General features: G+C 69.5%; 24 protein-coding genes. 10 read left to right on the forward strand and 14 right to left on the reverse strand.

Translation table 11 applies throughout. The features are described from left to right. The first annotated feature begins 45 nt into the window (after positions 1 to 45). The gene (locus DMC64_RS09465) at positions 46 to 1,812 is read left to right on the forward strand and encodes an Hsp70 family protein (RefSeq protein ID WP_125733216.1); all 1,767 of its coding nucleotides are present in this window, start codon (positions 46 to 48) and stop codon (positions 1,810 to 1,812) included. Here the strand turns inward: DMC64_RS09465 and pcp are convergent, their stop codons facing one another. Further along, positions 1,813 to 2,448, reverse strand: a complete 636-nt coding sequence (gene pcp, locus DMC64_RS09470) for a pyroglutamyl-peptidase I (RefSeq protein ID WP_037335254.1) — start codon at positions 2,446 to 2,448, stop codon at positions 1,813 to 1,815. A 26-nt stretch (positions 2,449 to 2,474) separates the two neighbouring features. After that, a complete protein-coding gene (locus DMC64_RS09475; protein WP_125733217.1) occupies positions 2,475 to 3,890 on the reverse strand; it encodes a M1 family metallopeptidase in 1,416 nt (471 codons plus the stop codon). Between the two features lie 197 nt (positions 3,891 to 4,087). Here DMC64_RS09475 and DMC64_RS09480 point away from each other — a divergent pair, with 197 nt between their 5' ends. Further along, on the forward strand, positions 4,088 to 7,273 hold the full coding sequence (locus DMC64_RS09480; protein WP_125733218.1) for a BTAD domain-containing putative transcriptional regulator: 3,186 nt from the start codon (positions 4,088 to 4,090) through the stop codon (positions 7,271 to 7,273). A 62-nt stretch (positions 7,274 to 7,335) separates the two neighbouring features. Here DMC64_RS09480 and DMC64_RS09485 read toward each other — a convergent pair whose 3' ends face one another. After that, positions 7,336 to 8,133: an ABC transporter permease gene (locus DMC64_RS09485; protein WP_016337752.1), complete on the reverse strand. Its 798-nt coding sequence runs from the start codon at positions 8,131 to 8,133 to the stop codon at positions 7,336 to 7,338. Continuing rightward, positions 8,130 to 9,107, reverse strand: coding sequence for an ATP-binding cassette domain-containing protein (locus tag DMC64_RS09490; protein WP_125694982.1), 978 nt, complete (start codon positions 9,105 to 9,107; stop codon positions 8,130 to 8,132). Before DMC64_RS09490 ends, DMC64_RS09485 begins: the two co-directional genes overlap by 4 nt. A 137-nt stretch (positions 9,108 to 9,244) precedes the next feature. Here DMC64_RS09490 and DMC64_RS09495 point away from each other — a divergent pair, with 137 nt between their 5' ends. Continuing rightward, the gene (locus DMC64_RS09495) at positions 9,245 to 10,273 is read left to right on the forward strand and encodes an endonuclease/exonuclease/phosphatase family protein (protein WP_125733219.1); all 1,029 of its coding nucleotides are present in this window, start codon (positions 9,245 to 9,247) and stop codon (positions 10,271 to 10,273) included. Between the two features lie 25 nt (positions 10,274 to 10,298). Further along, positions 10,299 to 11,129, forward strand: a complete 831-nt coding sequence (locus DMC64_RS09500) for a hypothetical protein (RefSeq protein WP_125733220.1) — start codon at positions 10,299 to 10,301, stop codon at positions 11,127 to 11,129. Here DMC64_RS09500 and DMC64_RS09505 read toward each other — a convergent pair. Beyond that, complete coding sequence (locus tag DMC64_RS09505) at positions 11,122 to 11,934, reverse strand: Sir2 family NAD-dependent protein deacetylase (RefSeq protein WP_125733221.1); 813 nt, start codon at positions 11,932 to 11,934, stop codon at positions 11,122 to 11,124. The two genes, DMC64_RS09500 and DMC64_RS09505, sit on opposite strands and share 8 nt — an antisense overlap. Then, positions 11,927 to 12,235: an antibiotic biosynthesis monooxygenase gene (locus DMC64_RS09510; RefSeq protein WP_016337748.1), complete on the reverse strand. Its 309-nt coding sequence runs from the start codon at positions 12,233 to 12,235 to the stop codon at positions 11,927 to 11,929. Before DMC64_RS09510 ends, DMC64_RS09505 begins: the two co-directional genes overlap by 8 nt. Before the next feature lie 61 nt (positions 12,236 to 12,296). Here DMC64_RS09510 and DMC64_RS09515 point away from each other — a divergent pair, with 61 nt between their 5' ends. Continuing rightward, on the forward strand, positions 12,297 to 13,499 hold the full coding sequence (locus DMC64_RS09515) for an FAD-dependent monooxygenase (protein WP_233629607.1): 1,203 nt from the start codon (positions 12,297 to 12,299) through the stop codon (positions 13,497 to 13,499). 62 nt (positions 13,500 to 13,561) lie between these two features. Here DMC64_RS09515 and DMC64_RS09520 read toward each other — a convergent pair whose 3' ends face one another. Next, the gene (locus DMC64_RS09520; protein WP_370323677.1) at positions 13,562 to 15,004 is read right to left on the reverse strand and encodes a M1 family metallopeptidase; all 1,443 of its coding nucleotides are present in this window, start codon (positions 15,002 to 15,004) and stop codon (positions 13,562 to 13,564) included. Here DMC64_RS09520 and DMC64_RS09525 point away from each other — a divergent pair. After that, positions 15,003 to 15,800 (forward strand): alpha/beta fold hydrolase, encoded by a 798-nt coding sequence (locus DMC64_RS09525; protein ID WP_125733223.1) that lies wholly within the window; start codon positions 15,003 to 15,005, stop codon positions 15,798 to 15,800. The two genes, DMC64_RS09520 and DMC64_RS09525, sit on opposite strands and share 2 nt — an antisense overlap. Here DMC64_RS09525 and DMC64_RS09530 read toward each other — a convergent pair. From DMC64_RS09530 to DMC64_RS09540, 3 genes are all read right to left on the reverse strand, one after another. Beyond that, a complete protein-coding gene (locus tag DMC64_RS09530; RefSeq protein ID WP_037335271.1) occupies positions 15,782 to 16,216 on the reverse strand; it encodes a co-chaperone YbbN in 435 nt (144 codons plus the stop codon). The two genes, DMC64_RS09525 and DMC64_RS09530, sit on opposite strands and share 19 nt — an antisense overlap. Positions 16,217 to 16,228: 12 nt before the next feature. Further along, positions 16,229 to 16,579 (reverse strand): rhodanese-like domain-containing protein, encoded by a 351-nt coding sequence (locus DMC64_RS09535; RefSeq protein ID WP_037335273.1) that lies wholly within the window; start codon positions 16,577 to 16,579, stop codon positions 16,229 to 16,231. Between the two features lie 92 nt (positions 16,580 to 16,671). Then, positions 16,672 to 17,625, reverse strand: coding sequence for a LysR family transcriptional regulator (locus DMC64_RS09540; RefSeq protein ID WP_125733224.1), 954 nt, complete (start codon positions 17,623 to 17,625; stop codon positions 16,672 to 16,674). Between the two features lie 159 nt (positions 17,626 to 17,784). On the opposite strand from DMC64_RS09540, the gene DMC64_RS09545 reads away from it, so the two are divergent. Genes DMC64_RS09545 through DMC64_RS09555 form a run of 3 tightly spaced genes read left to right on the forward strand, consistent with a single transcriptional unit; the run spans position 17,785 to position 20,764 of the window. After that, positions 17,785 to 18,471 (forward strand): tRNA-dependent cyclodipeptide synthase, encoded by a 687-nt coding sequence (locus DMC64_RS09545; protein WP_125733225.1) that lies wholly within the window; start codon positions 17,785 to 17,787, stop codon positions 18,469 to 18,471. A 2-nt stretch (positions 18,472 to 18,473) separates the two neighbouring features. Next, positions 18,474 to 19,787, forward strand: coding sequence for a cytosine permease (locus tag DMC64_RS09550; protein ID WP_125733226.1), 1,314 nt, complete (start codon positions 18,474 to 18,476; stop codon positions 19,785 to 19,787). After that, positions 19,784 to 20,764 carry a LysR family transcriptional regulator gene (locus tag DMC64_RS09555; RefSeq protein WP_125733227.1) on the forward strand — a complete coding sequence of 327 codons (981 nt, stop codon included), beginning with the start codon at positions 19,784 to 19,786 and terminating at the stop codon, positions 20,762 to 20,764. The genes DMC64_RS09550 and DMC64_RS09555 overlap by 4 nt, the downstream gene beginning before the upstream one ends. 358 nt (positions 20,765 to 21,122) lie before the next feature. On the opposite strand, the gene DMC64_RS09560 is transcribed toward DMC64_RS09555, so the two are convergent. Beyond that, the gene (locus DMC64_RS09560) at positions 21,123 to 22,562 is read right to left on the reverse strand and encodes a M1 family metallopeptidase (protein WP_125733228.1); all 1,440 of its coding nucleotides are present in this window, start codon (positions 22,560 to 22,562) and stop codon (positions 21,123 to 21,125) included. 166 nt (positions 22,563 to 22,728) lie between these two features. Between DMC64_RS09560 and DMC64_RS09565 the strand changes: the two genes are divergently transcribed. Then, entirely contained in the window at positions 22,729 to 23,883 is a 1,155-nt protein-coding gene (locus DMC64_RS09565; protein WP_125733229.1) for an MFS transporter, read from the forward strand. Here DMC64_RS09565 and DMC64_RS09570 read toward each other — a convergent pair. The 3 genes from DMC64_RS09570 to DMC64_RS09580 all read right to left on the reverse strand — a co-directional run bounded on the left by DMC64_RS09570 (position 23,828) and on the right by DMC64_RS09580 (position 26,264). Further along, on the reverse strand, positions 23,828 to 24,790 hold the full coding sequence (locus DMC64_RS09570; RefSeq protein ID WP_125733230.1) for an N-acetylmuramoyl-L-alanine amidase: 963 nt from the start codon (positions 24,788 to 24,790) through the stop codon (positions 23,828 to 23,830). The two genes, DMC64_RS09565 and DMC64_RS09570, sit on opposite strands and share 56 nt — an antisense overlap. An 88-nt stretch (positions 24,791 to 24,878) precedes the next feature. Further along, entirely contained in the window at positions 24,879 to 25,754 is an 876-nt protein-coding gene (locus tag DMC64_RS09575; RefSeq protein WP_125733231.1) for an A/G-specific adenine glycosylase, read from the reverse strand. An 18-nt stretch (positions 25,755 to 25,772) separates the two neighbouring features. Further along, a complete protein-coding gene (locus DMC64_RS09580) occupies positions 25,773 to 26,264 on the reverse strand; it encodes a carbonic anhydrase (protein ID WP_016337733.1) in 492 nt (163 codons plus the stop codon). Between the last annotated feature and the right edge of the window lie 28 nt (positions 26,265 to 26,292).

The following is a 26,292-nucleotide window of genomic DNA, read 5'->3' on the forward strand; positions in this document are numbered from 1 at the left end:
CGATCTTCGCGTGAGACGATGCCCTCGGGTCCGGGAGGGGGTCAGGTGGACGTTCTGGCGATCGATTTCGGTACCTCCAGCACGGTGGGGGTGCTTTCGATCCACGGCAAGGGGACGCAGGTCGTCGAGATCGACGGGTCGGTGACGATGTCGTCCGCGATCTACGCCGACAAGGACGGCACGGTCTTCGTCGGCCGGGACGCCGAACGCCGGGCCCGGCTGGATCCGAGCCGGTTCGAGGCGAATCCGAAGCGGCGCATCGACGAGGGCGCTCTCCAGCTCGGTGACCTCTCGCTCCCCATCGCCGACGCGTTCGCCGCGGTCCTGCGCCGGGTCGGCGAAGAGGCGGAGCTGCTCCTGCAGCGGATGCCCGCGCAGGTGCGCATTTCGCATCCCGCGGGCTGGGGCCCGGATCGCAAGCAGATCCTCCGCGACGCCGCCCTCAAGGCCGGATTTCCCACCACGGTGCTGATTCCCGAGCCGGTCGCGGCTGCCGCGCACTATGCCTCGCTCGACAACGGCAGGCGCCCGCCCGGTCCGATCGCGGTGTACGACCTCGGGGCGGGCACCTTCGACTGCGCCGTCGTCGGCGTGAGCGCGCAGGGGTTCGCCGTGCTCGCCGAGGACGGGCTGCCCGATCTCGGCAGTCTCGACATCGACCAGGCGCTGCTGGTGCACATCGGCCGCGAGGTGTCGCATTCCGATCCCGCGCACTGGCAACGGATCCTGCGCCCGCAGTCGGTCAGCGACCGCCGGACGCGGCGGTCGTTGCTGCAGGATGTCCGTGACGCCAAGGAAAGCCTGTCCCGCCATCAGCAGACCGAGATCCCGATGCCGGAGCCCTTCGGCGACGTGCGGGTGACGCGGATGGAGCTCGAAGCGCTCGTCCGGCCGAGTTTCCTGCGCAGCGGCGAACTCCTGGCCACCACGATCCATCGCGCCGGGCTGACCCCGGACCGGCTCGGCGGCGTCTACCTCGTCGGCGGGCCGAGCCGGATGCCGTTGCTGGCGAGCCTGCTGGCGAACCAGCTCCGGATCGCGCCGACCACGCAGGACCAGCCGGAGACGGCGGTCGCGTTCGGGCTGCATCACGTGCCCACCGGTGGCGAGGATTCCCAGCTGACCGTGCCCGCTTTCGCGCCGGTGCGGCCACAGCCCGTCCAGCAGCCGGTGCAGCAACAGCCCCCGCCTGTGCGGCGTCCGCAGCCGCCGCGCTGGACGCCGCCCACGCCACCGCCCGGCCGGAACTGGCAGAAGCCCACGACCTACGGCGTCGTCGCGCTCGCCCTCGCGGCGATCGTGACGACGATCGTCCTGCTCACCGGCGGCGAGGACGAACCGGTCGCCGGACCGGCCCCCGCGAAACCGGTGAGCTGCGATCAGCCCGGGACGAAGGACGCGCAGGGGTTCACGGACTGTCTCCGCCGGATCGCCGCCGTCATCCCGCAGCGGGACGAGTGCCGGGACGCGCCGGACGCGGCCGCCACGGTGGGCGCGGCGTCGGCGGTCACCTGCGTGTTCAAGGACGCCAAAGGGTCGAACGCGATCAACTACTACCAGGGCGTCGCGATGACCGGCCTGGAGGACGGCGTCCGGCAGCGGATGACCAAGGGCAAGCCCGCGGAGGGCACCTGGGCGGCAGACGGCCTCCGAGGGCGCTACATGGCGGGCGTAGGCGCGCGAAGCGGCATCGTGCTCTTCGGGACCGAAGACGCACCGTTGAGCGCGATGCTCGTTTCGACCCGCAGCGACGGCACCGCGCGGACGACCGCGGAGATGGTCGAGTTCTTCACCGCACAGCTCAAACCTTGATCAGTGCAGGGTGCCTGCGGGCGTAGAAAGGTCTTCGGTCACCGAAAGCGCGGTGTCGACGATGATCTCCAGCGCCTCGGCGGCACGGTGCACGGCCAGGCTCGGCGCGGTGGTCCGCGCGGCCTGCTCCGGGGTGTACGGCACGTGCACGAAACCGCCGCGTACCCCGGGAAAGTCGTTGTCCAGCAAGTGCATCAGGCCGTAGAAGACCTGGTTGCACACGTACGTCCCGGCGGTGTGCGAGACCGACGCCGGCAACCCCGCGTCCTTGATCCCCGTGACACAGGCCTTCACCGGCAGGGTGGTGAAGTACGCGTTGGGCCCGCCGGGGATCACCGGGACGTCGACGGGCTGCGAGCCCGCGTTGTCCGGGATGCGGGCGTCGATCAGGTTGATCGCGACCCGCTCCGGGGTGACGTCGGGGCGGCCGCCCGCCTGTCCGACGCAGATCACCAGCTCCGGGCGGTACTCGTCGATCGCGTCGCGCAAGGTGACCAGCGAACGCGAGAAGACGCACGGCAGTTCGACGGCCACGGTGTCGTGCCGACGGCCGGTGAGCAGGGAAACCGCCTGCCACGACGGATTCACCCGCTCACCGCCGAACGGTTCGAAACCGGTGAGGAGCACAGACGTCATGCCCTCACCCTAACGTGTGACGCAGGTCAGGAGGCGGGCTTGAGGTCCCCTGGGTACAGGTACTCGGGCGCCGGTTTGGTGTTGCCGTAGAACCACGCGTCGAAGAAGCCCTGGAGGTTCTTGTGCGCGACGCGCTCGGTGAACTTCTGGAACTCCGGCAGGCTCGCGTTGCCGTCGCGGTGGATGGCGGGCCACGTCTTGAGGATGCGGTCGAACGGTGCCGCGCCGATGTAGTTCTTCAACGCGTGCAACGCCACCGGGCCCTTCGAGTACACGTAGGTGAACTCGTTGCCGGGCCCCATGTCGTACAGCTTCCCGGCCCAGAAACGATCCGTCGCCTTCTGCACGGCGTTCAGGTAACGCGCCTTGAGGTCCTGGCCCGACTTCGCCTCGGACCACAGCCATTCCGCGTACGACGCGAAGCATTCGTTGAGGCAGACGTCCTTCCATTTGTCGACGGCGACCGAGTCGCCCCACCACTGGTGGGCGTTCTCGTGCACGATCGTCGGGATGTTGCCCGCCGCGCCCGAGTAGATCGGCCTGCTCAGCGTCTCCAGCGAGAACCCGATCGGCTCGGCGAGGAAGATGCCGCCCGCCGCGTCCACCGGGTAGCGCCCGAACTTCGACGCCAGGAAGTCGATGATCTCCGGCAGCCGCGCCTCGGCCTGCTTGGTCGACGCGGGGGTGCCGGGGGCGTAGGCGTTGACGACCGGGGTGCCGTCGGACAGCTTCGTCCGCTCGAACTCCCATTTGTCGATCGCGACCGTCGTCATGTACGGCACGGCCGGGGTCTCTTCGGCCCAGACGTAGGTGGTCTTCGGCCCGTCGGCGAAGTGCCCGCGCTCGCCGCCGTTCGAGATGACGCCCCATTCCGAGGGCACGGTGACGGCGAGGTGGAAGGTCGCCTTGTCACGCGGGGTGTCGTTGACCGGGTACCAGGTGGTCGCGGATTTCGGCTCGCCCGCGACGAACGCGCCGCCGGATTTCGCGTACTGCCAGCCGTTCTCGCCCAGCGACGGATCCTCGATCGGCTGCGGGACACCGTGATAGGCGATTTCGGCGGTGAACCGCTCGTGGTTCCGCAGCGAACGCGCCGGGGTGATCACGAGTTCGTGGTCGCCGGTGCGGGTGAAGGCCGCCTTCCGCCCGTTGACCTTGACCGAGTCGACGGTCAGCCCGTGCAGGTCGAGGTTGAACGAGCTCAGCGCCTGCGTGGTCCGTCCGGTGATCGTCTGCAGGCCGGTGAGCTGTTTGGTGGCGGGCTCGTAGCCGATTTTCAGGTTGTAGTCGCCGACGTCGTAGCCGCCGTTGCCGTCCTGCGGGTAGTAGCTGTCGCCCGCGCCGTCGGCGCCGGGTTTCCCGGTGTCGGCGAGGGCGGTCCCGCCGCCGAGGACACTCGCGGCCAGAACGGCGGCGATGACGGCCGCACTCCGGTACCTCATTCACGCTCCCAGTCGATCGGCTGTGACTTGGCCTCGAACGTAGCGCCGTGACCTCGGCCGACCGCCCGGAAAGCTCCTTCGTGCCCGGATAATCCCCACTTCCGTCGCCTGATCGAGGTCCGGAAGTCCGACAGCGCGCTCTGAGAGACACAGCCTGGTCGGGGTATGCGTTTGCGGCTTCTGGAAAGCTGGGGTCCGTGCGTGTGACGCTGCTGGGCCCGGTCGGAGCGGAGGCCGGTGACGGCACCCCGGTCGACATCGGCGGTGCCCGCCTCCGCATGCTCTTGGCCAGGCTCGCGCTGGAGCCCGGCCGCGCCGTCCCGGCGACGTCCCTCGTCGACGGTCTTTGGGGCGCGGAGCCGCCCGCCGACGCGGCGAACGCGCTGCAATCCCTGGTCTCGCGGCTGCGCAAGGTCCTGCGCGCCGAAGACGTCGCCCTCGACTCGGGCCCCGGCGGTTACCGGCTGGACGTCGCCCGCGAGGACGTAGACGTGTGCCGCTTCGAGCGGCTGGCCGCGGAGGGACGCGCGGAACTCGCGGCGGGCCGGGACGCCGGTGCGGCCGCGATCCTCGCCGAGGCGCTCGGGCTTTGGCGTGGTCAAGCACTGTCCGACGTCCTCGAAGCTCCTTTCGCGCAGGCACCGGCGACCCGCCTGGAGGATCTACGCCTCGAAGCCACCGAAGACCGCTTCGAAGCGGAGATCCGGCTCGGCGGGCATGACCGGGTGCTGGCGGATCTCAAGGAGGCCGCCGCACGGCATCCGCTGCGCGAACGGCTCGCCGGGCTGTGGATCCGGGCGCTGTGCGCGGCCGATCGCCAGTCCGACGCCCTCGCGGTCTACGAGGAGGTCCGGGCGGCGCTGGCCGACCAGCTCGGTGTCGACCCCTCGGCCGAACTCCAGGAGATCCATCTCGCGGCGCTGCGCGGCGAACTCGGCCCGCCACCCGCGCCCGCCGATCATCTGCCGGTCCGGCTGACCAGTTTCGTCGGCCGTGACGACGAGCTGAAGCTGATCGCCGAACTCCTCGCCGGCGCGCGGCTGGTGACGCTCGTCGGGCCAGGTGGCGCCGGGAAGACGCGGCTGGCCACGGAGGTCGCGACGCGGCATCCGGCGCACGCGCGCGGACGCGTCTGGTTCGTGCCGCTCGCCGGCGTCCGCGACCCCGGCGACCTGCCCGGCGCGGTCTTCGCGGCGCTGGAGCTGTGGGATCTCGGCCTCACGCACGCAGGCGATCCGATGCGCCGCCCGGCGGACGCGCTGGCCAGGGTCGTGGAGACGCTCGGCGCCGGTGAATCGGTGCTGGTGCTGGACAACTGCGAGCATCTGGTCGACGCGGCGGCGGAGCTGACGAACACCCTGCTGCGGCGGGTGCCGACCTTGCGCGTCCTCGCGACGAGCCGGGAGGCGCTGGCCATCGACGGCGAGACGTTGTGCCCGCTCGGTCCGCTGTCCGTTCCGGAAGGCACGCCGACCGTCTCCCAAGCGGCGGAGGCGGGCGCGATCCGCCTGTTCGTCGACCGGGCGGTGGCCGTGCGCCCGGACTTCCGGCTCGACGAGTCCACAGTGGACGACGTCGCGCAGATCTGCCGCAGGCTGGACGGGATGCCGCTGGCGCTGGAACTGGCCGCGGCGCGGCTGCGGTCGATGACCGTCGCGCAGATCTCGCAGCGTCTCGACGACCGGTTCCGCCTGCTGACCTCCGGCAGCCGGACGGCGCTGCCGAGACAGCGCACGCTGCGTGCCGTGGTCGAGTGGAGCTGGGACCTGCTCGACGACGCCGAACGCGTGCTCGCCAGACGGCTTTCGGTGTTCGGGGGCGGTGCCGAGGTCGAAGCGGTCGAAAGCGTCTGCGCCGACGAAGACCTGCCCGCCGAGGACGTCCTGTACGTCCTCGGCTCGCTCGTCGAGAAGTCCATTGTGGACGCGATCGCAGGTGAGCACGGCGAGCCGCGCTACCGCATGCTGGAGACCATCCGGGCCTACGCGGCGGAACGTCTCGACGAGGCCGAAGAGCGGGAACGGCTGAGGAAGGCCTATCACCGCTACTACGCCCAGCTCGCCGAGCGGCTGGAGCCGATGCTGCGGACGGCGGACCAGCTCGTCGCCATCTCCCGGTACGACGAGGAGCACGGCAACATCGTGACCGCGCTCCGCCAGGCCATCGACGCCGACGACGTCGAGATGGCGATGCGCCTGTTCGGCAGCACGTTCTGGTACTGGCTGATCAAGGGCGACAGCGACCGGGTGGAGTCCTTCGTCGCCGAAGTGCTCACTTTCGGCGACCGCCTGGAGGACGATTTCGCGGCCGCGTTCCGGGCGATGCGCGAGATCACCACGATGGTGCCCGGCGTCGGCGACCCGGAAGCCGTGCGCTCGCTCATCGACGAATGCGTGCGGACCGGCGCGTACAACCGGTTCGCCGGGCTGGCCATCGGCCTGCCCATGCTGGCCTTCTTCTCGCAGGACAAGAAGCTCGCGCACCGCGAGGTGCAACGGGCGCTGGCGAGCGAGGATCCCTGGTCGAGGGCGGCGGGGTCGTGGGCGCACAGCTTCGTCCTCACCGACGACGGTGATCCCGACGGCGCCGAACAGGCCAGGGACCGGGCCTACGAAGGGTTCCTGGCACTGGGCGACCGGTGGGGCACCGCGATGGCGCTGGGCATGAAGGCGAGCGACATCTCGATGTCCGGTGATCACGAAGCCGCGCTCGCGCTGTACCGCCGAGGGCTCGCCCTCGCGCTCGAACTGGGTTCGCAGGACGACGTGATCCAGCAGCGCTGGCGGCTCGCGACGGAGTACGCGCGGGCGGGCGACCTGGACACGGCGACGCGCGAGATGATCGAGGCCGAGCGCTACGCGAACGAAACGGGCAACGCCCAGCTCGCGGTGATGGTGCTGGTGGGCAAGGCCGATCTGCTCTGCCGCGCCGGACGCGTGGACGAGGCGCGCGAGGCCGCCGTCCGATTCCGGGAGAAGATGACCTCGGTCGCGGCGCCGGGCATGTTCGGCGAGGAGTTCGGCGGGTACATCGACACCGAGATCGGGCTGGCCGCCGGGGATCTGGCCGCGGCGGAGCGCGGTGCCGCGGTCGTCGTGAAGTCCACCGCGGAACGCGGCGACATCGCCGACCTCGGGCGGATCGTCGAGGTCGGCGGCCTGATCCGGTTCCGGCAGGGCGACCCCGAGACCGCCGTCCGGCTGCTCGGCGCGGCGAAACTGCTGCGCGGCAGGCTGGATCTCGGCGAGCCCGCCATCCGGGAGCTGATCGGCGAACTTCGCGAGCGATTCGGCGAAGAGCGCTACGAAGCCTTGCTCACACAGGATGCCGGGCTTTCCCGCCCCGACCTGATGTCCTGGATCCTCCAGGAAGTGGGAGCGTGAAGAAGGGCCCCTCGCCCGGCAGTGGCGAGGAGCCCTTCACGCGCGTTTCCCCCTGACCCCCGTCAGACGCGCTTCCGGTAAGCCCAAGTGGCGAGCGGAAAGAAGACCGCGAGCGCGGCCGCCATCCAGATCAGCGCCCCGGTCAGCGGTCCGGCGATCGGCCCGCCGTTCATCAGCCCGCGCAGGACGTCGGACATCTGGGTCACCGGGCTGATGTCGGCCCAGGCCTTCAGCCAGCCGGGCATCGTGCTCGTCCCCACGAACACGTTGCTGCCGAAGGTCAGCGGCATCAGCACCACGAACATCAGGCCCTGCACCGCTCCAGGACTCTTCACCAGCATCCCGACGAAGACCGAAGCCCAGCAGAACGACAGCGCGAACGCGATGACGAGCAGGATCGCCAGCGCGAACTCGGCGGGTCCGGTCTGGATCCGGTAGCCCATGATCGTCGCCACCACCATCAGCACGACCAGGCACACCAGGTACCGCACGATGTCGGCCAGCACGGCGCCGATCAGCGGCGCGGACCGGGCGATCGGCATCGCGCGGAACCGGTCGAACACGCCCTTGGTGACGTCGGTGTTCAGCTGGACGCCGACGGTCATGCTGGCCTGCAGGATGTTGAACACCATGATGCCGGGCACGATCATCTGGAGGTAGCTCTCGGTGCTGCCCATGATCGCGCCACCGAACAGGTAGACGAACATGACCAGGAAGATGATCGGCGCGAGCGTGACGTCGGCCAGCTGCTCCGGGTTCTTGCGGATCTTCAGCACTCCGCGCCAGGCGAGGGAAAGCCCGTGCCGCGTGCTGCTCGACAGTGAAACGCGCCGTGGTGCGGGCGCGGCGATGGTCGTCATACCAGGCTCCCTTCCGGAGTAGCGTCCTTTGTGGACTCGTCGGTCTTCTTGCCGGTCAGCGCGAGGAACACCTCGTCGAGGCTGGGCAGCCGCAGCGCCAGCTCGTCCGCGGTGATCCCGGCTTCGTCCAGCTTGCGGACCAGAGTGGACAGCAGGACGGGATCGGCGACGGGTGCGGTGAGCAGCCCGGTGTCGTCGTCCCGGTTCGGCCGGACCCCGGTGAGCCCGGCCAGGATGCGCTCGACGGCGTCCAGGTCGGCGAGCGCGGACGGCCGCACCTGCAGCGTCTGGCCGCCGGTCCGCCGCTTGAGCTCGTCGGCCCGCCCGTTCGCCACGACGTGCCCGTGGTCGAACACGGTGATCGTGTCGGCCAGCTGGTCGGCCTCCTCCAGGTACTGCGTGGTGAGCAGCACCGTCGTGCCGTCGGCGACCAGCGTCCGGACCACGGCCCAGACCTCGTTGCGGGCGTGCGGGTCGAGCCCGGTGGTCGGCTCGTCCAGGTACAGCACCTTGGGACGGCCGACCAGGCTCGCGGCGAGGTCGAGCCGCCGCCGCATGCCGCCCGAGTAGGTCTTGATCGCGCGGCCGGCGGCGTCGGTCAGCTCGAACCGCTCCAGCAGCTCGGCCGCGCGCTTCTTCGCGTCCGCCCTCGAGAACTCCAGCAGCCTGCCGATCAGGACGAGGTTCTCCGTACCGGAAAGGTCCTCGTCGACCGACGCGTACTGCCCGGTCAGCCCGATCATGCTCCGGACCGCCATCGGGTTCTTGACGACGTCGTACCCGAAGACGCTCGCGTGGCCGCGGTCCGGCCGGATCAAGGTGGCCAGGATCCGCACGGCGGTCGTCTTCCCCGCGCCGTTCGGCCCCAGCACCCCGACCACCTTGCCCGCCGGGACCTCCAGATCGACCCCGTCGAGCGCCTTCGTCTCCCCATAGTGTTTGACCAGGCCCTCGGCCCTGATCGCGTGAGTCATCGCTTTCCTCCTGTGGATCTCGCCCCGCGGACAAAGGTGCACCCCGGGCCTGGCAGACCGCGCACAGCGCGCTGGCAGCGGCTGTCAGGAACTGATAAGCGCTGGTAGACGCCGTGTGAGGAGGTTGTGAAGGTGTTGTGGAGACCGCCGCCCCGGCGCGCCCGATCGGCATACTCGACGGCATGGTGATCGAAGAACGTCCGGTTCGCCCGGCGGCCCGTCCCGGCACCGGACGGAAGCTGGTCAGTGGGCTCCTCATCGCGGCGGTCGTGCCGTTCGCGGTGCTGACCGGGCTGCGGCTGGTCGGCTACGACGGCAACACGTACACGATCGCCGCGCTCGCGCTGACCCCGTACGCCGGGATCGCGACGCTCGTGCTGGGCGTTCTCGCGCTGGTGCTGCGCCGCTGGTGGACCGCGGTCGTCGCACTGGTGCTGACCTGCACACTCGCGTCCATGGTCCTGCCGCGCGCCTTCGCGAACGAGCAGAAGGCGCTCGACGGGAAGCACGTCCGCGTGCTGGCGTCGAACATGCTCGGCGGCCAGGCGGATCCCGCCAGGATCGTCGGCTACGTGAAGGAACACCAGGTCGACGTCCTGAGCCTGACCGAGCTGACCCCCGAGGCGATCACCGCGCTCGACCGGGCCGGGCTGTTCCAGGTCCTGCCGTACCACGTGCTGCATCCGGCCGAGTGGGCGTTCGGCTCCGGGCTGGTGTCGAAGTACCCGCTCACGCCGCTGAAACTGAGCGGCGACTCGGATCACAAGCAGCCCAGCGCGAGCGTGGATCTCGGGGAGGGCGTCCGCGTCGAGGTCGTCGCGGTCCATCCGTCGGCACCGATGTGGGACCGGTACGAGTGGGTCGCCGAGGCCAAGGACCTGCCGTACGCCGACGCCGAGCACGACATCCGGATCCTGGCGGGCGACTTCAACGCGAGCCTCGACCACGCGCTCTTCCGCGAACTGCTGACCAGGGGATACGTGGACGCCGCCGACGAACTGGGGAAGGCGTTGGAAGGGACCTGGACGAACGGGATCGCACCGCCGGTGGCCATCGACCACGTGCTGGCGGACAAACGGACGGCCATCGCGGACTTCAAGGTGCTGGAGACGCCCGGCAGCGATCACGACGCCGTCTACGCGGAAATCGTCCTGCCCGGAAAGTGACCTTCCGCTGGCAGGCTTCCCGCCCATGAGGAAGCTCTGGGGAGTGCTCGCGCTGTCGCTGCTCGCGGCCTGTGTCCCGGGGCAGTCGCCGCCGGGTGAGGCGAAGAGCGCGCTGGGCTTCGCCGCCCGGCCCGGCGAGGCGAACGCCTTCGGTGTCCAGGATCCGGTCGCCGAGATCCAGCGGCTGTTCCGGCCGGGGCCCGACCGGACCGGGGTGGCGCTGACCCGCGCGGGCCGGACCGTGATCGGCGTCGGCTTCCGGGAGTTCCCCGGGGAAGGCCGGTCGGACCCGATCGCGTGGGTGTCCGGGGACGGAGGCACTCGGGAGATCGTGTTGCCGCAGGACAGACCGGGTCACTGGGCTCCGACTGCGATCGCCGCCGACGGCGACCGGGTGCTCGTGACCGCGGCCCTCGGCGGGGACGTCCGGGTCTGGGCATCCGGTGACGCGGGCGCCACCTGGACGGTCTCGCAGGTGCTCGTGCGGGCGAGCGACGTCTGGTTCTCCACCGCGCTCCGGGCGGGCGGGAAATGGCTGCTGGCCGGAGGTTCCGCGGCCGGTGCGCTGGTCCTGACCGGCGAGCCCGGCGCCTGGGAACTCGCTCCGCTCGGCGATGGCCGGATCCTCGGCGGGACCGTCGGCAAGGCGGGTGAGCCCGTGCTGTTCGGGGACCGTGTCGAGTGGAACCGGGGCAAGACGTCGAATCGGTCGTGCTCGGTGGTGTGGGTCGGGCAGGGCGGCTGGCAGCGGGGTGAGCTCGGCTGCCCGGCCGGACGGCTCATCGCCGCGATGACCCTCGACGACGGGCGTGTGGTGCTGAAGGGCGACCGCGCCCTGTGGGTGCGGCCTAGCTGAGCAGGGCGTCCAGCGCTTGGAGGGTTTCCAGGCCGTTGGTCGCGAGGGAGACCCCGCGGCCGTGCCGGATCCCGGGTTCACGCGGGTTGATCCGCACCAGGGCGCCGGTCGCGGCGCTGGCCAGCTCCGAGTACCGCCGCACCGTCGGCACGGCCTGTCCGGCGCCGAGTTCCACCACCACGAGGTCGCGATACGCGCGGCGCCACGCGTTCAGCTCGTCGAGCTGGGCCTGGCTGCGCTGCCCGAGCCAGTCGTAGTCGCCGAACATCAGGATGTTGGGCCGGGCGAGACCGCCGCAGCGCGGGCAGGACGGCAGCGGGGTCCGCGCGCGCATGGTGTCTTCGTCGATCGGGACCTCGACGTCGTCCGCGGACCAGATCTCCTTGGTGCATCTTTCGAGGCACTGCAGGTGATGGATGGAGCCGTGCGCCTCGGCGACCTGCGGATAACCGGCCTTCTGGAACTGTCCGTCCACATTGGACGTGAACGCGCGGGTGCCGCCCGGTTTGCGCGCTCCCCAGGACGACAGGAGACGGAACCCGTCGTGCGGGACGGTGGCGCGGTACAGCGCGAGCCGGTGGCCGTAGAAACCCCAGGCCAGCTCGGGATCCTCGGCGAAATGTCGTGGGTCGGCGAGCTCGACGAAGCTGATGCCCAGCCGCTCGTACGGCGGATACGCCTTCCAGAACCCCTCATCGCCCCGGAAATCGGGCAGGCCGGAGTCGACGCCCATCCCGGCACCGGCGCAGACGAGCAGCGCGCCGGCGCCGTCGATCAGTTCCGCGGCTCGTTCGAGTTCACTCACCCGGCTTCGAAGCCTGGACGACCTCGAATTCCAGCAGGTTCGCACCCGTGGAGACCGGCTTCGCGCGCTCGCCCGCGTGCGCCTCACGCGCCGGGCCGGACGCCCACGCCTGGTACGCCTCTTCGGACTCCCACTTGGTGTAGACGAAGTAGCGCGACTCGCCGGAGACCGGGCGGAGCAGCTCGAAGCCGAGGAAACCGGGCTGGTTGTCGACGGCGTGCAGTCGGGCGGCAAACCGCTTCTCCAGCTCGGGGCCTGCGCCTTCGGGTACCTCGATCGCGTTGATCTTCACGACAGCCATGCCGCCAGCCTACGACGAAATCGTTTTGCGCCGCGATGTGATGCGTGGGACCTTCCAGACGATGGCTGACACCAAGATCCTCATCTCCGGAGCGAGCGTCGCCGGACCGGCCTTGGCCTTCTGGCTGACCCGGTACGGCTTCCAGGTGACCGTCGTGGAGCGCGCGCCGTCGTTGCGCCCCGGCGGCCAGGCCGTCGACCTGCGCGGAACGGCCAAGGAGGTCGCCCGCCGGATGGGGCTCGACGAACGCATCCGCGCGGCCTGCACGGACACGAAGGGCGAGACGCTCGTCGACCGGAAGAACCGCACGAAGGCCACCATCCGCGCCGACGACTTCGACGGCGACGGTGTCGTCGCGGAGATCGAGATCCTCCGCGGCGACCTGACCGAAGTGCTCTACGAAGCGACCCAGGAGCGGACGGAGTACGTCTTCGGGGACCGGATCACCGCGCTGGACGAGCGGGCCGACGGCGTCGACGTCACCTTCGCGAGTGGTTCGAGGGCGACGTTCGACCTGGTCATCGGGGCGGACGGGCTGCATTCGGGCGTGCGGGCGCTGGCCTTCGGCGAGGAGTCCCGGTTCGTCCGGCATCTGGGCTCCTACCTGGCGTTCTTCACCGTGCCGAACCGGCTCGGCCTGCGGAACTGGGCCGTCGGCTACGACGACGTCGGCCGGGCCGCCGGGATCCGCGGCGTCCGCGACGGCGACGAGGCGATGGCGTACTTCGGGTTCGCGTCGCCGGAAATCGACTACGACCACCGCGATGTCGAAGCGCAGAAGGCGCTGGTCCGCCGGTTCGCCGCCGGGATGGAGTGGGAAGCGCCCTGGCTACTGGACCGGATGGACGAGGCGCCCGACTTCTACTTCGACTCGTGCGCCCAGGTGGTCATGGACTCCTGGTCGCGCGGCCGTGTCGGGCTGCTGGGCGACGCCGCTTTCTGCCCTTCGCCGCTGTCCGGGCAGGGCACGAGCCTGGCGTTCGTCGGCGCGTACGTGCTCGCCGGGGAACTCGCCGCCGGTCTCGACACCGGGCTGAAGCGCTACGAAGCCGTCATGCGCGAGTTCGTCGAGAAGACCCAGGAGCTGGGGCGGGAGAACGCGGAGTCGATCTTCGCGAAGTCGCGGACGGGGTTGCGGATGCGGTACCTGGCGATGCGGGTCATGCGGCTGAAGCCGTTCGCCGCCCTGGCCTCGCGGAAGATGCGGGACGTCGTGAACGGCATCGACCTGCCGGACTACCCCCGCCCGCATTCAGAGGACTAAATGCGTGGCTGAGTGCCCCGCAAGACCGCATTTAGAGGACTAAATGCGGGGCGGGCGTGGGGTCAGCCGCGCAGGGTGCCTGGGAGGAGTTCGGCGTCCGGCGGGATCGTCGTCCCGTGGAACCACGCGTCGAAGAACGGCCGCAGGTCCTGCTCCGAAAGCTTGATCGTGAACGCCTCGAAATCCGCCCAGCTCGCGTTGGCGTTCCGGTGCGCCGCCGGCCATTCCTTCAGCAGCCGCGCGAAAGCGCCTTCGCCGATCTTCCGCCGCAGTGCGTGGACGGCCAGGATCCCTTTGTCGTAGACGCCGCGGAATTCCTGCCCGGCCCCCATGCCGACCAGCTTCGGCTTCCAGAAATCGGCACTGCCCCGCATGATCTCCAGCGCGGCGCGATAACGGACGTCCAGGTCCTCGTTGTCCCGCGATTCCTGCCACAGCCATTGCGCGTACGACGCCAGGCATTCGTTGAGGCAGATGTCCGACCACGAATCCAGCGTCACCGAATCGCCGAACCACTGGTGTGCGGTTTCGTGCACCACGGTGATCAGGTCGGCCCATTTCGCGTAGGTCGGCCTGGTCTGGGTCTCCAGCGAGAAGTGGATGTCCTCGTCGAGATAGATGCCGCCCGCCGCGTCGACCGGATACGGCCCGAACTTCGAGCTCAGGAAGCCGATGATCTCCGGCAGCCGCCTGCCCGTGTCGCGCCGGTCCTCGGCGCCCGGCGCGTACGCGTTGACCACCGGCGTCCCGTCCGGCAGCGCCATCCGGTCGACGGTGAACTTGTCGATCGCCACCGTGGTCAGGTACGCCGCCACGGGGGTGCGTTCCTGCCAGGACGTCGTCGTCCAGCCGTTCGCCGCGGTCTTCTGGATCTCGCGTCCGTTCGAGATGACGGTCCAGCCGTCCGGCACGCGGGCGTTGAGGGTGAACATCGCCTTGTCGCGCGGGGTTTCGTTGACGGGATACCAGAACGACGCCGAATGCGGCTCGCCGACGATGAACGCGCCGCCGTCCTTCGACTTCTGCCAGCCGTTCTCGCTGCCGCCCGCCTTGGGCGTCGCGGACGGGTCGCCGCCGTAGAGGACCTTCGTGCGGAAGGAGGTCCCGTTCCGGATCGGCTCGGCGGGCGTCACCACCAGTTCGAATTCGCCCTCGCGCGCGAACTTCGCCGGTTTCCCGTCCACTTCAACGGATTGGACCGTCAAGCCGCGTAAGTCCAAGTTGTACCGATTGAGGTCTTGGGTCGCTTTCGCGATCACCGTGGTGTCGCCGTCGAGACGCCCTTTCGCGGGGTCGTAAGTGATCCCGACCTGGTATTCGGTCGCGTCGTAGCCGCCGTTTCCGTCCATCGGGTAGTACGGGTCGCCCGCGCCCGAAGCGCCCGGAGCCGGGTTCATCGGCGGCGGAGGAGGGGGCGTGGCCGGAGGAGGATCGGCACTGCAGCCGATAATCAGGGCGCAGACGACCCCCAGGACCAGACCGGCGGCGGGGACACGGCTGCGCATGGAGGGGAGCTTAGTGGTGATTCAGCGCGACGGGTTGGTCACTTTCGGCGGTGACGGGCCGCCGATCGTCCTGCTGCACGGACTGATGGGCAGGGCGACGACGTGGTGGCGGGTCGCGCGAAGGCTCGAACCGTACGGGCGTGTCCACGGCCTCGACGCGCGCGGCCACGGACGCGGGCCGCGCGGCGGGCCCTGGCGCACCGAACGGTTCGCCGACGACGTCGCGGAGGTGCTGCGGACCTTCGGCGAACCGGCGATCCTGATCGGACACTCGATGGGCGGCCTGCACGCGTGGGTCACCGCGGCCCGGCATCCCGAACTCGTCCGCGCCGTGGTCTGCGAGGACTTCGCGCCGGATCAGCGCGGCCGGACCGTGGACACCTGGCGCGGGTACTTCGAGTCGTGGCCGGTCCCGTTCCGGTCGCTGGCCCACGTGCGCGAGTTCTTCGGCGACACCGGCGACTACTTCATCGAATGCGTCGAGGAACGCGAAGACGGCTATCACCTGATCGCGTCACTCACGGACCTGTACGAAATCGCGGCCGAGTGGGGACGGCGTGATTTCTGGGAGTTCGTCGAACGCGTCAAGTGTCCGCTGCTCGCGATCGAGGGCGAACGCACCGCGATGCCGCACGGCCAGCAGGCCGAACTGGCCGCCCGCGTACCCGGCGGCCTCGGACGGCACATCGTCGTCCAAGGCGCCGGGCACGTGGTGCACGACGAAGCGCCGGAGACCTACCTCGGTGCCGTCGAAGCGTTTCTCTCCGACGTCATCGGTCAGCCCTTCGCGAGCTGAGCGTCGATCCAGGCGCGCAACCGCGCTTCGCCCGGGTAACCGATGTTCCGCGACGACGGCAGTTCGGCGGCGTTGCGGACGCCGACCAGCGTCGGGAGGTAGCGGATGTTGTACCGGGTGGACAGGTCACGGCTCTGGTCGACGTCGACCTCGCCCAGCAGGAACCGCCCGCCGTATTCACCGGCGAGCCGCTCGATCACCGGTTTCATCTGGCGGCACGGCGGGCACCAGGTCGCGCCGAAGTCCATGATGACCAGCTTCTGCTTCGAGATGTTCATGACCTCGGCGTAGTTGGCCGAGGTCACCGTCATCACGTTCTCGGCTTTCGGTGCGGCCGAAGCCACTCCGCCGCCGAATCCGGTGACGAGTGCCAGGGCACCGGCCAGCACGCAGACGAATCGTTTGACCTTGGACAAGACGATCTCCTTTCAGGACGAAGACCAGGTCGGAAGATCGTTCGCGACCCAGTCTTCGATGCCTTCGCGGTACTTGCGGACGTTCGTGTATCCGAGCTCCAGCAGCCGCCGTCCGACGAATTCACTGTTGCGGCACGGCGTGTTCGCGCAATAGACGACGATCGCGGCGGCCTTGTCCGGAAGCACCACGGGTGCCAGCCGGTCGGTGAATTCGGCGGCCCGTTCGTACGGGAAACCCGGAATGTTGCGTGCTTCCGGCAGATGTTCCTTGTCGAAATAGGCGACCGGCATCGTGTCGACCACGACCACCGAACCGGACTCCATCCGGGAAAGCAGTTCCGTACGGGTGATCAACGGCAGCATGGTGCCCCTTCTTTCGGCGACCGTGATTGACGATGCACATCGTCGGCCGCCTCGCGGGACCCGCTCTAGTGCCGCCTCGGCATGCCGAGGGGTTATCCGGCGGCCACTCTTCCGTGGCGGTGCAACCAGGAGCGGTACGACGCCGTCCGTTCGGCGAGCCGCCAATAGCCCGCCCTCGCCTCGGTGGCGAGTTCCGGGACCCCGTGCGCGCACGGCCCGTCTTCCCGCCACGCCAGCACATGCCGAACGCACATCGGCGCGCCCGCCAGCGGCCGGATGGCCAGCCCGTCCGCCGGTGGCCGGGTCGGCTGGACCAGCCCGACCCCGTACCCGCCGCTGACCAGGTCTTCCCGTGCGGTGTCGATGTCGACGTCGTGGGTGATCCGCGGATCGAAACCGTGCGCGAGACACATTTCGCGGAACACCACCCGGCAGCCGTCGCCGCCGCTCGACACGATCCAGTCCTCCCCGGCGAGTTCGGCGAGCTCGATCTCCTCTTCGCCGGCGAGCGGATGTTCCGCGGGAATGGCGACGAAAGACGGCTCCTCGACCAGCGTCAGCGTCCGCACTTCCGGTGGGACGGGGAGACCGCGACGGCCGCAGATCATGATCAGCGCCAGGTCGATGCCCCGGTTCGCGACCTGCGCCAGCAGCCGCGTGCGCGAAGTGTCGGCGCGCGTGCGGAACGGTTCGCCCGGACGCAGATCGCGCAGGCCGCCGAGCAGCGAACCCGTGATGGCGCTGTCGTTCCAGCCGATCCGGATCGATTGGCCCGTCTCGGGTTCCTGCCGGTGGAAGTCGTGCTCCAGTTCGTCGAAGGTGAGCACGATCGCCCGCGCCCGCCGCAGGATCAGGGCGCCGAGTTCGGTGGGCCGCACCCCGTGCTGGTCGCGGTGGAACAGCGGGCCGCCGACCATCCGCTCGATCCGGCGCAACTGGTGGCTGAGCGCGGGTTGTCCGAGTCCCAGCCCGGCCGCGGCACGATTGAGACTGCCGGCGGCGGCGATCTCACAGATCACGCGAAGATGCCGAACCTGAATCTCCATGACTTCGTATACCGCGACCGGTTCGCGCCCGGCACCCCCGAAAGTAGAGACAGCCGATTTCTCATAACCCGGTGACAACATTATCCGGCAATACCCGCGCAGGAGTGCCGTGGCTACGTTCGGTCGACGCCCCGCAGATCACGCGAATCAGGAGCCGTCTTGCCGCGACCACTGCCACTCACGGAGCATTGCGCCGATCCGCTGGCGCGGGCCGAGCACGTTTGTCTCGGCGTCAGCCCGTTCAACAGCCATTTCACGGTGGAACGTATCGCCGATCTCGCCCGCTGGGCGATGTCGGCCTTCCGGGGATTCCATTTCTTCGTCCCGGACGGCCCGTCCGCGTTCACGCTCGAAGCACTCGGTTACGACCCGGTCCGCGCCGCGCAAAAGGCGCAGCGGCAGGGAAATTACACGCGCAACAAGATCGTCCGCGCGCTTCAGCAGGTCTGCCCCGCGGATCCGCACACCTTGATATTGGACGCCGCGGCGCTGGAGGCCGACAGCGCGTATCTCGGCCTGCTTTCCGAGGCACACCAACGGTTCGCCACCGATCCGGAGTTCGCCGAGCAGTGCCTCGGCGCCACGGGCTGGGTGCTGGACCGGCGCCTGCCGGAAGGCGAACACCCCACCCGTGACCAGCTGCGCAGCGCCGTCCGGTACTTCCTCGCCGAGTTGCCGATGTTCGTCGGCACCGTCGCCGTGGCCGGCGTCGAAAGCTCCGTGTTCGCCTATCACCAGCGGGTCGGCTTCCTCGAACGGCTCTACCGCGGCGAACTCTCATGGCGGCCTTTGCCGGGCCAGGGTTTCGTCGTCCTCGAACAAGCTGTCCCGGAACGGGTGGAGTGAGCGTGGAACACGACGACTTCTCCTTGCGCCGGGTGCCCGCCGAACGCCGCTACTCCTGGTTTTCCGTCGCGCTGCAACGGTTCGGGCAGGTTTCCTCGTTCCATCAGTTCCTGCTCGGCGCGGTACTGGGCTTCGGGATGACGTTCTGGGACGCGGTACTCGCCATCACGATCGGCTCCGTGCTGCTGGAGATCATCACCATCCTGATGGGGGTCGCCGGCACGCGGGAAGGACTTTCGACGTCGGTGCTCGCGCGCTGGACCGGGTTCGGCACCGGCGGATCGTCGCTGGTCGGGCTCCTGATGACGGTGAGCCTGGCCGGCTGGTTCGGGGTGCAGAACGACGTCTTCGCCCACGGTCTGCACGCGCTGATGGGCGGCCCGCCGGTGTGGGTGTGGGCGCTCGCGGGCGGCGCGCTGGTCACCGCGATCGTCGTGTTCGGCTTCCACGCGATGGCCTGGACGGCGTATCTGACGGTGCCCGCTTTCCTGGCGCTGGCGGGGTTTTCGATCATCTCGGCGCTCGGCGACCATTCGCTGCCCGCGCTGATGGCCGGGCCGCCGCCGGGGCCGTCGATGTCGCTGGCACAGGGCACCACGCTGGTGGCGGGCGCCTTCATCATGGGCGCGATCATGACGCCGGACATGACCCGGTTCAACCGGACCGCCTCCGACGTGGTGAAGCAGACGCTGGTCAGCGTCACCCTCGGCCAGTACCTGATCGGCCTGATCGGGGTGCTGCTCGCGCACGCGGCGAAAAGCGCCGACGTGGTCGGGATCATCACCTCGTCGTCCGGGGTGCTCGGCACGCTGATCCTGGTCACCGCGATCCTGAAGATCAATGACTGGAATCTTTACTCGTCCTCGCTCGGGCTGGTGAACGCCGTGCAGGTACTGCTGTCCCGGCGGCTGGACCGCACCACCGCGACCCTGCTGCTCGGCGGCCTCGGCACGGTGCTCTCCGCGATCGGCATCCTCGATCACTTCACCACCTTCCTGACCTGGGTCGGCGTGCTCACGCCGCCGGTGGCGGGCGTGGTGATCGCCGAGTACTACGTGGTCCGGCGCTGGAAACCGGAGCTGGACGCCACCCGCGCGTCGGGGGACCTGCCGCCCACCTGCCCGTCCTGGGTTCCCGCCGCGCTGATCTGCTGGGCGGCCGGTGCGGCGGTGGGGATCTGGCTGCCGTGGGGAATCCCCACGGTGAACTCCGTTTTCGCGGCTTTTCTGCTGTATGTTCTTCTCGGCAGACGGACCACGGCCGCGGCGGTTCCCGCGGCCACGACTTCTTCCGGCGGGTCGAAAACCCGTTCGTGACAAAGGAGTTCGACGTCGTACAGCTGGATGTCCACCACCTGCGGGTGATCCGGGCGATCGCGGACACGGGCAGTCTTTCCCGTGCCGCGATCGCGCTGGGCGTCACCCAGCCCGCGGTTTCCGCGCAACTCAAACGGCTGGAGAACATGCTGGGGTACCAGCTGTTCGACCGGAGCGAAGGCGGCGTGACACCGACTCCGATGGGGGAGCTGCTGTTGCGCCGCACCGCCGCTTTGCTGCCACAGCTGGACAAACTGCTCGAAGACATCGAGCAGCGCGTCTGCCCCAGCGGCCCGCCCGCCGTGGTCCGGGTGGCCGCGGTGGCCAGCGCGCTGGTGGCGTGTCTGCCGTCGCTGGTGACCCGGTTGTGGCCGGAGGTCTCCGAGGTTCAGGTCGTGCACGACGACCATCCCGAGCGGCTGTTGCCGCTGCTGGCCCAGCGGCGCGCGGAATTGGCGCTGGTCAAGGACTATCCGGGCTACGAGCTCGAAATCCCCGCGAACGTGGACACCGCAGTGGTGGTCACCGAGCCGACCTTCGTCCTGCTGCCGGCCTTCCATCCGTTGGCGCGGGAGAAGGTCGTCGACCTGTGCGACCTGCGGGACGAATCGTGGGTGATGGTGTCCGACTCGTCGGCGGCCACGTTCACCAAGTACTTCGCCGACACCTGCGCGCGGCACGGCTTCACGCCGTCGTTCACCCATCAGGTGACTTCGCAGCAGGTGGCGCTGCTGGTGGTCAAGGCGGGCGCGATCGGGCTGTCCCAGCCGATCTGCGATCCGGGCGACCACGGCGTCGTGACACGGCCGCTGCGCGGGGATGTGTTGCCGCGCAGGCATGTTCTCGCTTGGAACAAGGAGACGTTCGTGGCGGGGCGGCGGGAAGAACTGCTCTCCGCGGTGGTCGACGCTTACTGGGCGGAGGCGCGGACGGCGCCCGTTTATGCGGAATACCTGGCCAGGCCTCGTGAGTGGTGAGGACAAGCTGGCGTGTTGTGCGCGGCCTACCGTCCACAAGAGACATCAAGAGTCACCGCGCTCTTCCGCCTGTCGAACGTGTCGCGAAAGTGGCTTTCGCGACACGGGCGCTGGCGGTGGGACGGTCGGCGCGAGTGGGTGACCGGGGTGAAGGCTCCCTTCACCGGATTAGACGCGGCGAAGGGAGCCTTCGCCCCACCACCGACCCGCCCGCGAGCACGACCCTCAAGAGAACCACCGGAGGTGTGTCGCGAAAGCCACTTTCGGGACATCAGACGTCCCGAAAGTGGCTTTCGCGACATGATCGCCAGGGGGTACCGGGCCCGGTCGCAACCGGCCTCACCACTCACGAGGTCGTTCAGCTCCCGGGAAAGAGCAGCGAGTCCGGCGGCCGCACCGTACCGTCCAGCCATGCGTGATTGAACTCGCCGAGATCGCGTTGCGTCATCGCGGAGACGTAGAGCTCGAAGTCGTGCCAGTTCTGGTTCCCCTGCGGGTTGATCACCGGAAAACCGGCCAGGATCTGGAAGAACGCGTCGTCGCCGACGAGACGGCGCAGCGCGTGCACCATCAGCACCGCTTTGGTCGTGGGCGCGAATTCGGTGCCCTTACCCGGATCGGTGAGCTTCGGAGCCCAGAAAGCCGCGTCGTCGCGCACCTTCGCCACCATCTCACGGTAACGGCGATCCGGATCGACGCCGTTCTTCTCGTCCCACAGCCACACCGCGTACCGCGCGATGGACTCGGGCATCAGCGTGTCGCGCCACATCTTGCCGCTCACCCCGGCTCCCCACCATTGGTACGCGCTCGCGTACACCAGATCGGCGATCGTGGCGGCGCGGCCGTAGACCGGCCTGGTCTGGGCGCCGTGCGTGTAGCCGAGGGAGCGGTCGAGGAACAGCCCGCCCGCCGCCGACTGCGGGTAATCGCCGAACTTCCCGGTGAGGAATTCCAGCACCTCGGGCAGCCGCCCGCCGATCTTCCGCTTGTCCACGGCGCACGGGTGGTAGGCGTTGATCGCGGTCCGCCCACCGGGAAGGGTGATCCTCTCGACCTCCCAGCGGCCGATGCCGAGCATCGCCGTGCTCGGCGCGAGGGCGGTCTCCTCCGACCAGGTGACGGTGTGCCGCCCGACGCCGGCGGGCACGTCGGAGACTTGGAAACCGTTGCCCAGCACGGAGAATTCGTCCAGGACGGTGACGGAGACGCGCAGGGTCGCCTTGTCGACTTCGGTGCCGTTGACCGGGAACCAGGTCATCGCCGAACGCGGCTGTCCGGTGGCGACGGCGGAATCGCCGTACGTGGCCAGCCAGCCGACCCGTCCCCGCGCCGTGGCGATCGGTTCCGGACGCCCGTCGTACCCGACCACCACGGTGAACCGCGCACCATTCGCCAACGGGGTCCGCGGCGTGATCACCAGCTCGTGTTCACCCTCCCGGCGGAACGTCGCGGCCACGCCGTCGACGGTGACCGACCGGACGGTGAGACCACGCAGATCGAGGTCGAACCGGTCCAAATCCTGCGTCGCGGTCGCGGTGATGGTCGCCTTGCCACTCAAGAACATCGAGTACGGCGCGTAGTCCAACGCGAGTGAGTACTGGTCGACGTCGTAACCGCCGTTGCCGTCCTTCGGGTAGTAAGGATCGGGTCCGAGGACGGTGCCGTCGGGTGAGACGTGCACGTACCCGTCGCTGCCGGGGGCCGGCTTGGCCACCGCCGAAGCCGGGCAGGCGCCGAGCATGGTGGTGGCGAGCAACGCGGTGCACAGTGGCTCCTGCCACCGAATCCGCACGGTCATGAACGAGCCTTCTCTCTAACGGGGAGGATGCCCGGTCATCGTGCGTACGCCCGCGCGGCGCGCGGCACTGCCAGCCGGTCATGCCGCCGGGTTATCCCGGCCGATAACCGCGCGGCATACCCGCCAGGGACTATCCGCGTCACCCGGCGGAAGAGATCGTCGGAGCATGCTGCCCCTCCCGGCGCTGCTCGCGCTGACGACCACGGTGTTCCTCGGCTGCCTCACCGAAGTGCTCCCCGCCGGTCTGCTGCTGGGCATGTCCGAGGACCTGGGCGTCTCGCCGTCGGCCACCGGGCAGCTGGTGACGGTCTACGCGATCACGACCGCGCTCACCGCCATCCCGCTCACGGGCGCGACCCTCCGGGTGCCGCGCAAGCGCTTGCTCCTCGCGCTGATCTTCGGCTTCCTGGCGACGAATCTGGTGATCGCCGTGTCCTCGTCGTATCCGCTGATCCTGGCGACACGGGTGGTTTCCGGTGCGCTGACCGGGGTGATGTGGTCGCTCGTCGCGGGCTACGCGATGCGGCTCGCCCCGGCGGGACTCACCGGACGCGCGCTGGCCGTCGCGATGTCCGGCACGCCGATCGGCTTCGCGCTGGGCGTGCCCGCGGGTACCGCGCTCGGCGAATTCGCCGACTGGCGCTGGGCGTTCGCCGCGATGGCACTGATCTCGGTGCCGCTACTGGCCTGGGTTTCCGCCGTGGTCCCCACCGTGCCCTCGGAAGCGTCGCGGCCCACCCGGCCGCTGGCCGCGTCCCGGCTGCCGGGGATGCGTCCCGTACTGGCGACGGTGGCGCTGTTCTCGTTGGGGCACAACGTGGCGTACACCTACATCGGGCCGGTGCTCGCCGGGCTCGACTCGGCACCGATGCCGGGCGCGGCGCTGCTGGTGTTCGGCTGCGCCACGGTGGGCGGGCTGGTCGCGGTCGGCTCCGCGCTCGACAGCCGTCCGCGCGCGGTGCTCGTGTCCTGCTCCGCCGTGACCGCCGCCGCCATCCTCCTGCTGGGGATCAGCGACGGCGTCCACGGACTCGTGCTGGCCGCAGCGGGCTTGTGGGGCCTGGGATTCGGCGGCGCGCCGACCGCGTTCCAGGCCGTCACCGCCTTGCTCGCGGGCCCCACGGCCGACGCCGCCCAGTCGCTCACGATCGCGGCCTGGAACGGCGCCGTCGCCGGGGGAGCCCTCGTCGGCGGGCTGCTGCTGCCGCTGGGAACGTCGTCGCTCCCGTGGTGCGCGGCCGTGCTGATCCTCGCGCCGCTGCTGTTCAGCCGGCGAGTCGTGCCTTCAGCGCCCGTAGATCGGTGCCGGAGCCGACGATGAGCGGCCAGACGTCGGAGCCGAGGAACCCGGTCTCGTCGGTGGCCGCAGTCGCACCGCAGGCATCGCGCTCCAGTCCGTGCCGGGCCGCCACCGCGGCAACAGCGTCCTTTGTGGACTGTCCGAACAGGCCGTCGACCGGGACGGCGAAACCGCGTGCCCGCAGGAGTTCCTGCGCCGTCCGCACCCGAGGCCCGGAGTCGCCGGGTTTGAGCAGCGGCCACTCCGGCAGGTCCACCTTGGGCGACGCGGTGCCCAGCAGCTTGCCGACCTCCGTGCGCAGCTCGGGAAGCCGGTTGTACAGCACCGTTCCCGGGCATTCGGTCGAGTTGAAATCCCGATGTCCCTTGATGAACTCCGGCGAGATCCCGTACTGCGAAGCGATGTACGCGACCAGCTTCACCAGCGAGTCCCAGAGCGCGGGTGTGACGTCCTCTTTGCTGTAGAGGCCCTCGTTCTCGATGCCGATGCAGGTGCTGTTGTTGTTGCCCACGTTCGCGCCCAGCACGTGCCGGGTCCCGCCGCGCAGGATCTCCAGGCTGCGGTGCCGCCCTTCGGTGATGTGCCCGCCGCGGCTGTTCGTGAACTGCTGGCCGGTGTCGATCCAGCCACGGGTGTCCATGTGGAAGTTCTGGATCGAACGCGACGCCCAGAAGGCGTGTTCGAGCGTGTAGTCGGTGACGTTCCCCGGATCGACCGTGTGGTGCACGACGATGTACGTCGGTTTGTGGTTCTGCACCTCGATCGCCCCGGCCGGTGGGCGGGCGTTCCAGGCCGTCGTGTCGTAAATCTTGGGTTCCGCCACCCCGGAAGCCGCGTCGGCGGCGGAAGTCGTCGCTGTCCCCAGTAGCCCGACGGCGCTTACCGTCAGGCCGCCCTTGAGCGCGGTACGTCGGTCGAAGTCGGCCACGGGCGTAACTCCCATCATGCGCGTTGGCCGGAAAACTAACCCGCCATCGCGCCGATGACAACCATTGACCAACTTTTGTCGTAATGCGTTAGTGTTCGCCAGGGAGCGCGAACAGACCGTCCCGGGTCTGTTCGAGGAGGCCGTCGACGAGCAGGGAGTCGAGGCACCGGTCACGCTGCCCGGATTCGTCCCACACGAGATCGAGCCGCGCCTTCTCGACCGGTCCCTCGCTGCCGCGCAGGACGTCGAGCAGCAGACCGCGCACCTGACGGTCGGTGCCGGCGAACTTCTGGACCTGCTTCGCGGGCCCGGCGTAAGCGGGTTTGCCCGCGCGCTGCCACGCGCAGTCTTCGTAGATCGGGCAGTCCGCGCAGCGCGGCGAGCGCGCGGTGCAGACGAGCGCGCCGAGTTCCATCAGCGCCGCGGAGAGTTTCGCGGCGGGCGCGTCCTCCGGCGGGAGCAGCGCCTCGACGTCGGCCATGTCGCGGGTGTTCGACGGCGGCCCGGCGTCACCCGCGCCGTGCACCGCCCTGGCGACCACGCGCCGGACGTTCGTGTCCACCACCGGCGCCCGCTTGCCGTAGGCGAAGGCCGCGACCGCGCGGGCGGTGTACGCGCCGATCCCCGGCAACGCGAGCAGAATGTCCACATCGGACGGAACGACGTCGCCGTGTTCGGCGGCGATGACGGCCGCCGCGGCGTGCAGCCGCAGCGCGCGCCGCGGGTAGCCGAGTTTGCCCCAGGCACGCACGACCTCGCCCTGCGACGACGCCGCCAGCGCCGACGGCACCGGCCAGCGCGCCATCCATTCGAGCCAGATCGGCTGGACGCGCGCGACCGGGGTCTGCTGCAACATGATCTCGCTGACGAGCACGCCCCAGGCGGAGCATTCCGGCTCGCGCCAGGGCAGGTCGCGCCCCACTTCGTCGAACCAGTCGGTCAGCACATCCGCGTCGACGCCCACTGTGTCAGCTTAAAACCCTTACTCGACCTCGCTGAGGCGGCCCGTTTTGACGTCGTAGACGAAGCCGCGCACGTTGTCCGTATGCGCCAGGAAGTCACTGCGCCGGACCCGCTGCACCGACCGGCGCACACTGTCCTCGACCACCCGGAACGCCTCGACCGACCACGTCGGGCGCAGCCCGCTGGCGGCTTCGAGTTCGTCCTTGAAGTCGTCCTCGGTGACCATGGACAGGCCGCAGTCGGTGTGCTGCACGATCAGCACCTCGCGCGTGCCGAGCTTCCGCTGGCTGAGCGCGAGCGAGCGGATCATGTCGTCGGTGACGACGCCGCCCGCGTTGCGCAGGATGTGTGCTTCACCCTGGATCAGGCCGAAGATCTCGAACACCCGGATACGGGCGTCCATGCAGGTCAGGATCGTCACGTGGAGCGATGGCCTCGGCGACGAGCGGTCACCAGGAGTGACATCACCCAGTTCCTGGTTTCGCTTGAGCAGTACGTCGATTGAGGTCACGTGTTCATTGGAACCGACGCGCGGGGCG

The sequence above is a fragment of the Amycolatopsis sp. WAC 04197 genome (assembly GCF_003947475.1).
In the GTDB taxonomy this organism is placed as follows: domain Bacteria; phylum Actinomycetota; class Actinomycetes; order Mycobacteriales; family Pseudonocardiaceae; genus Amycolatopsis; species Amycolatopsis japonica.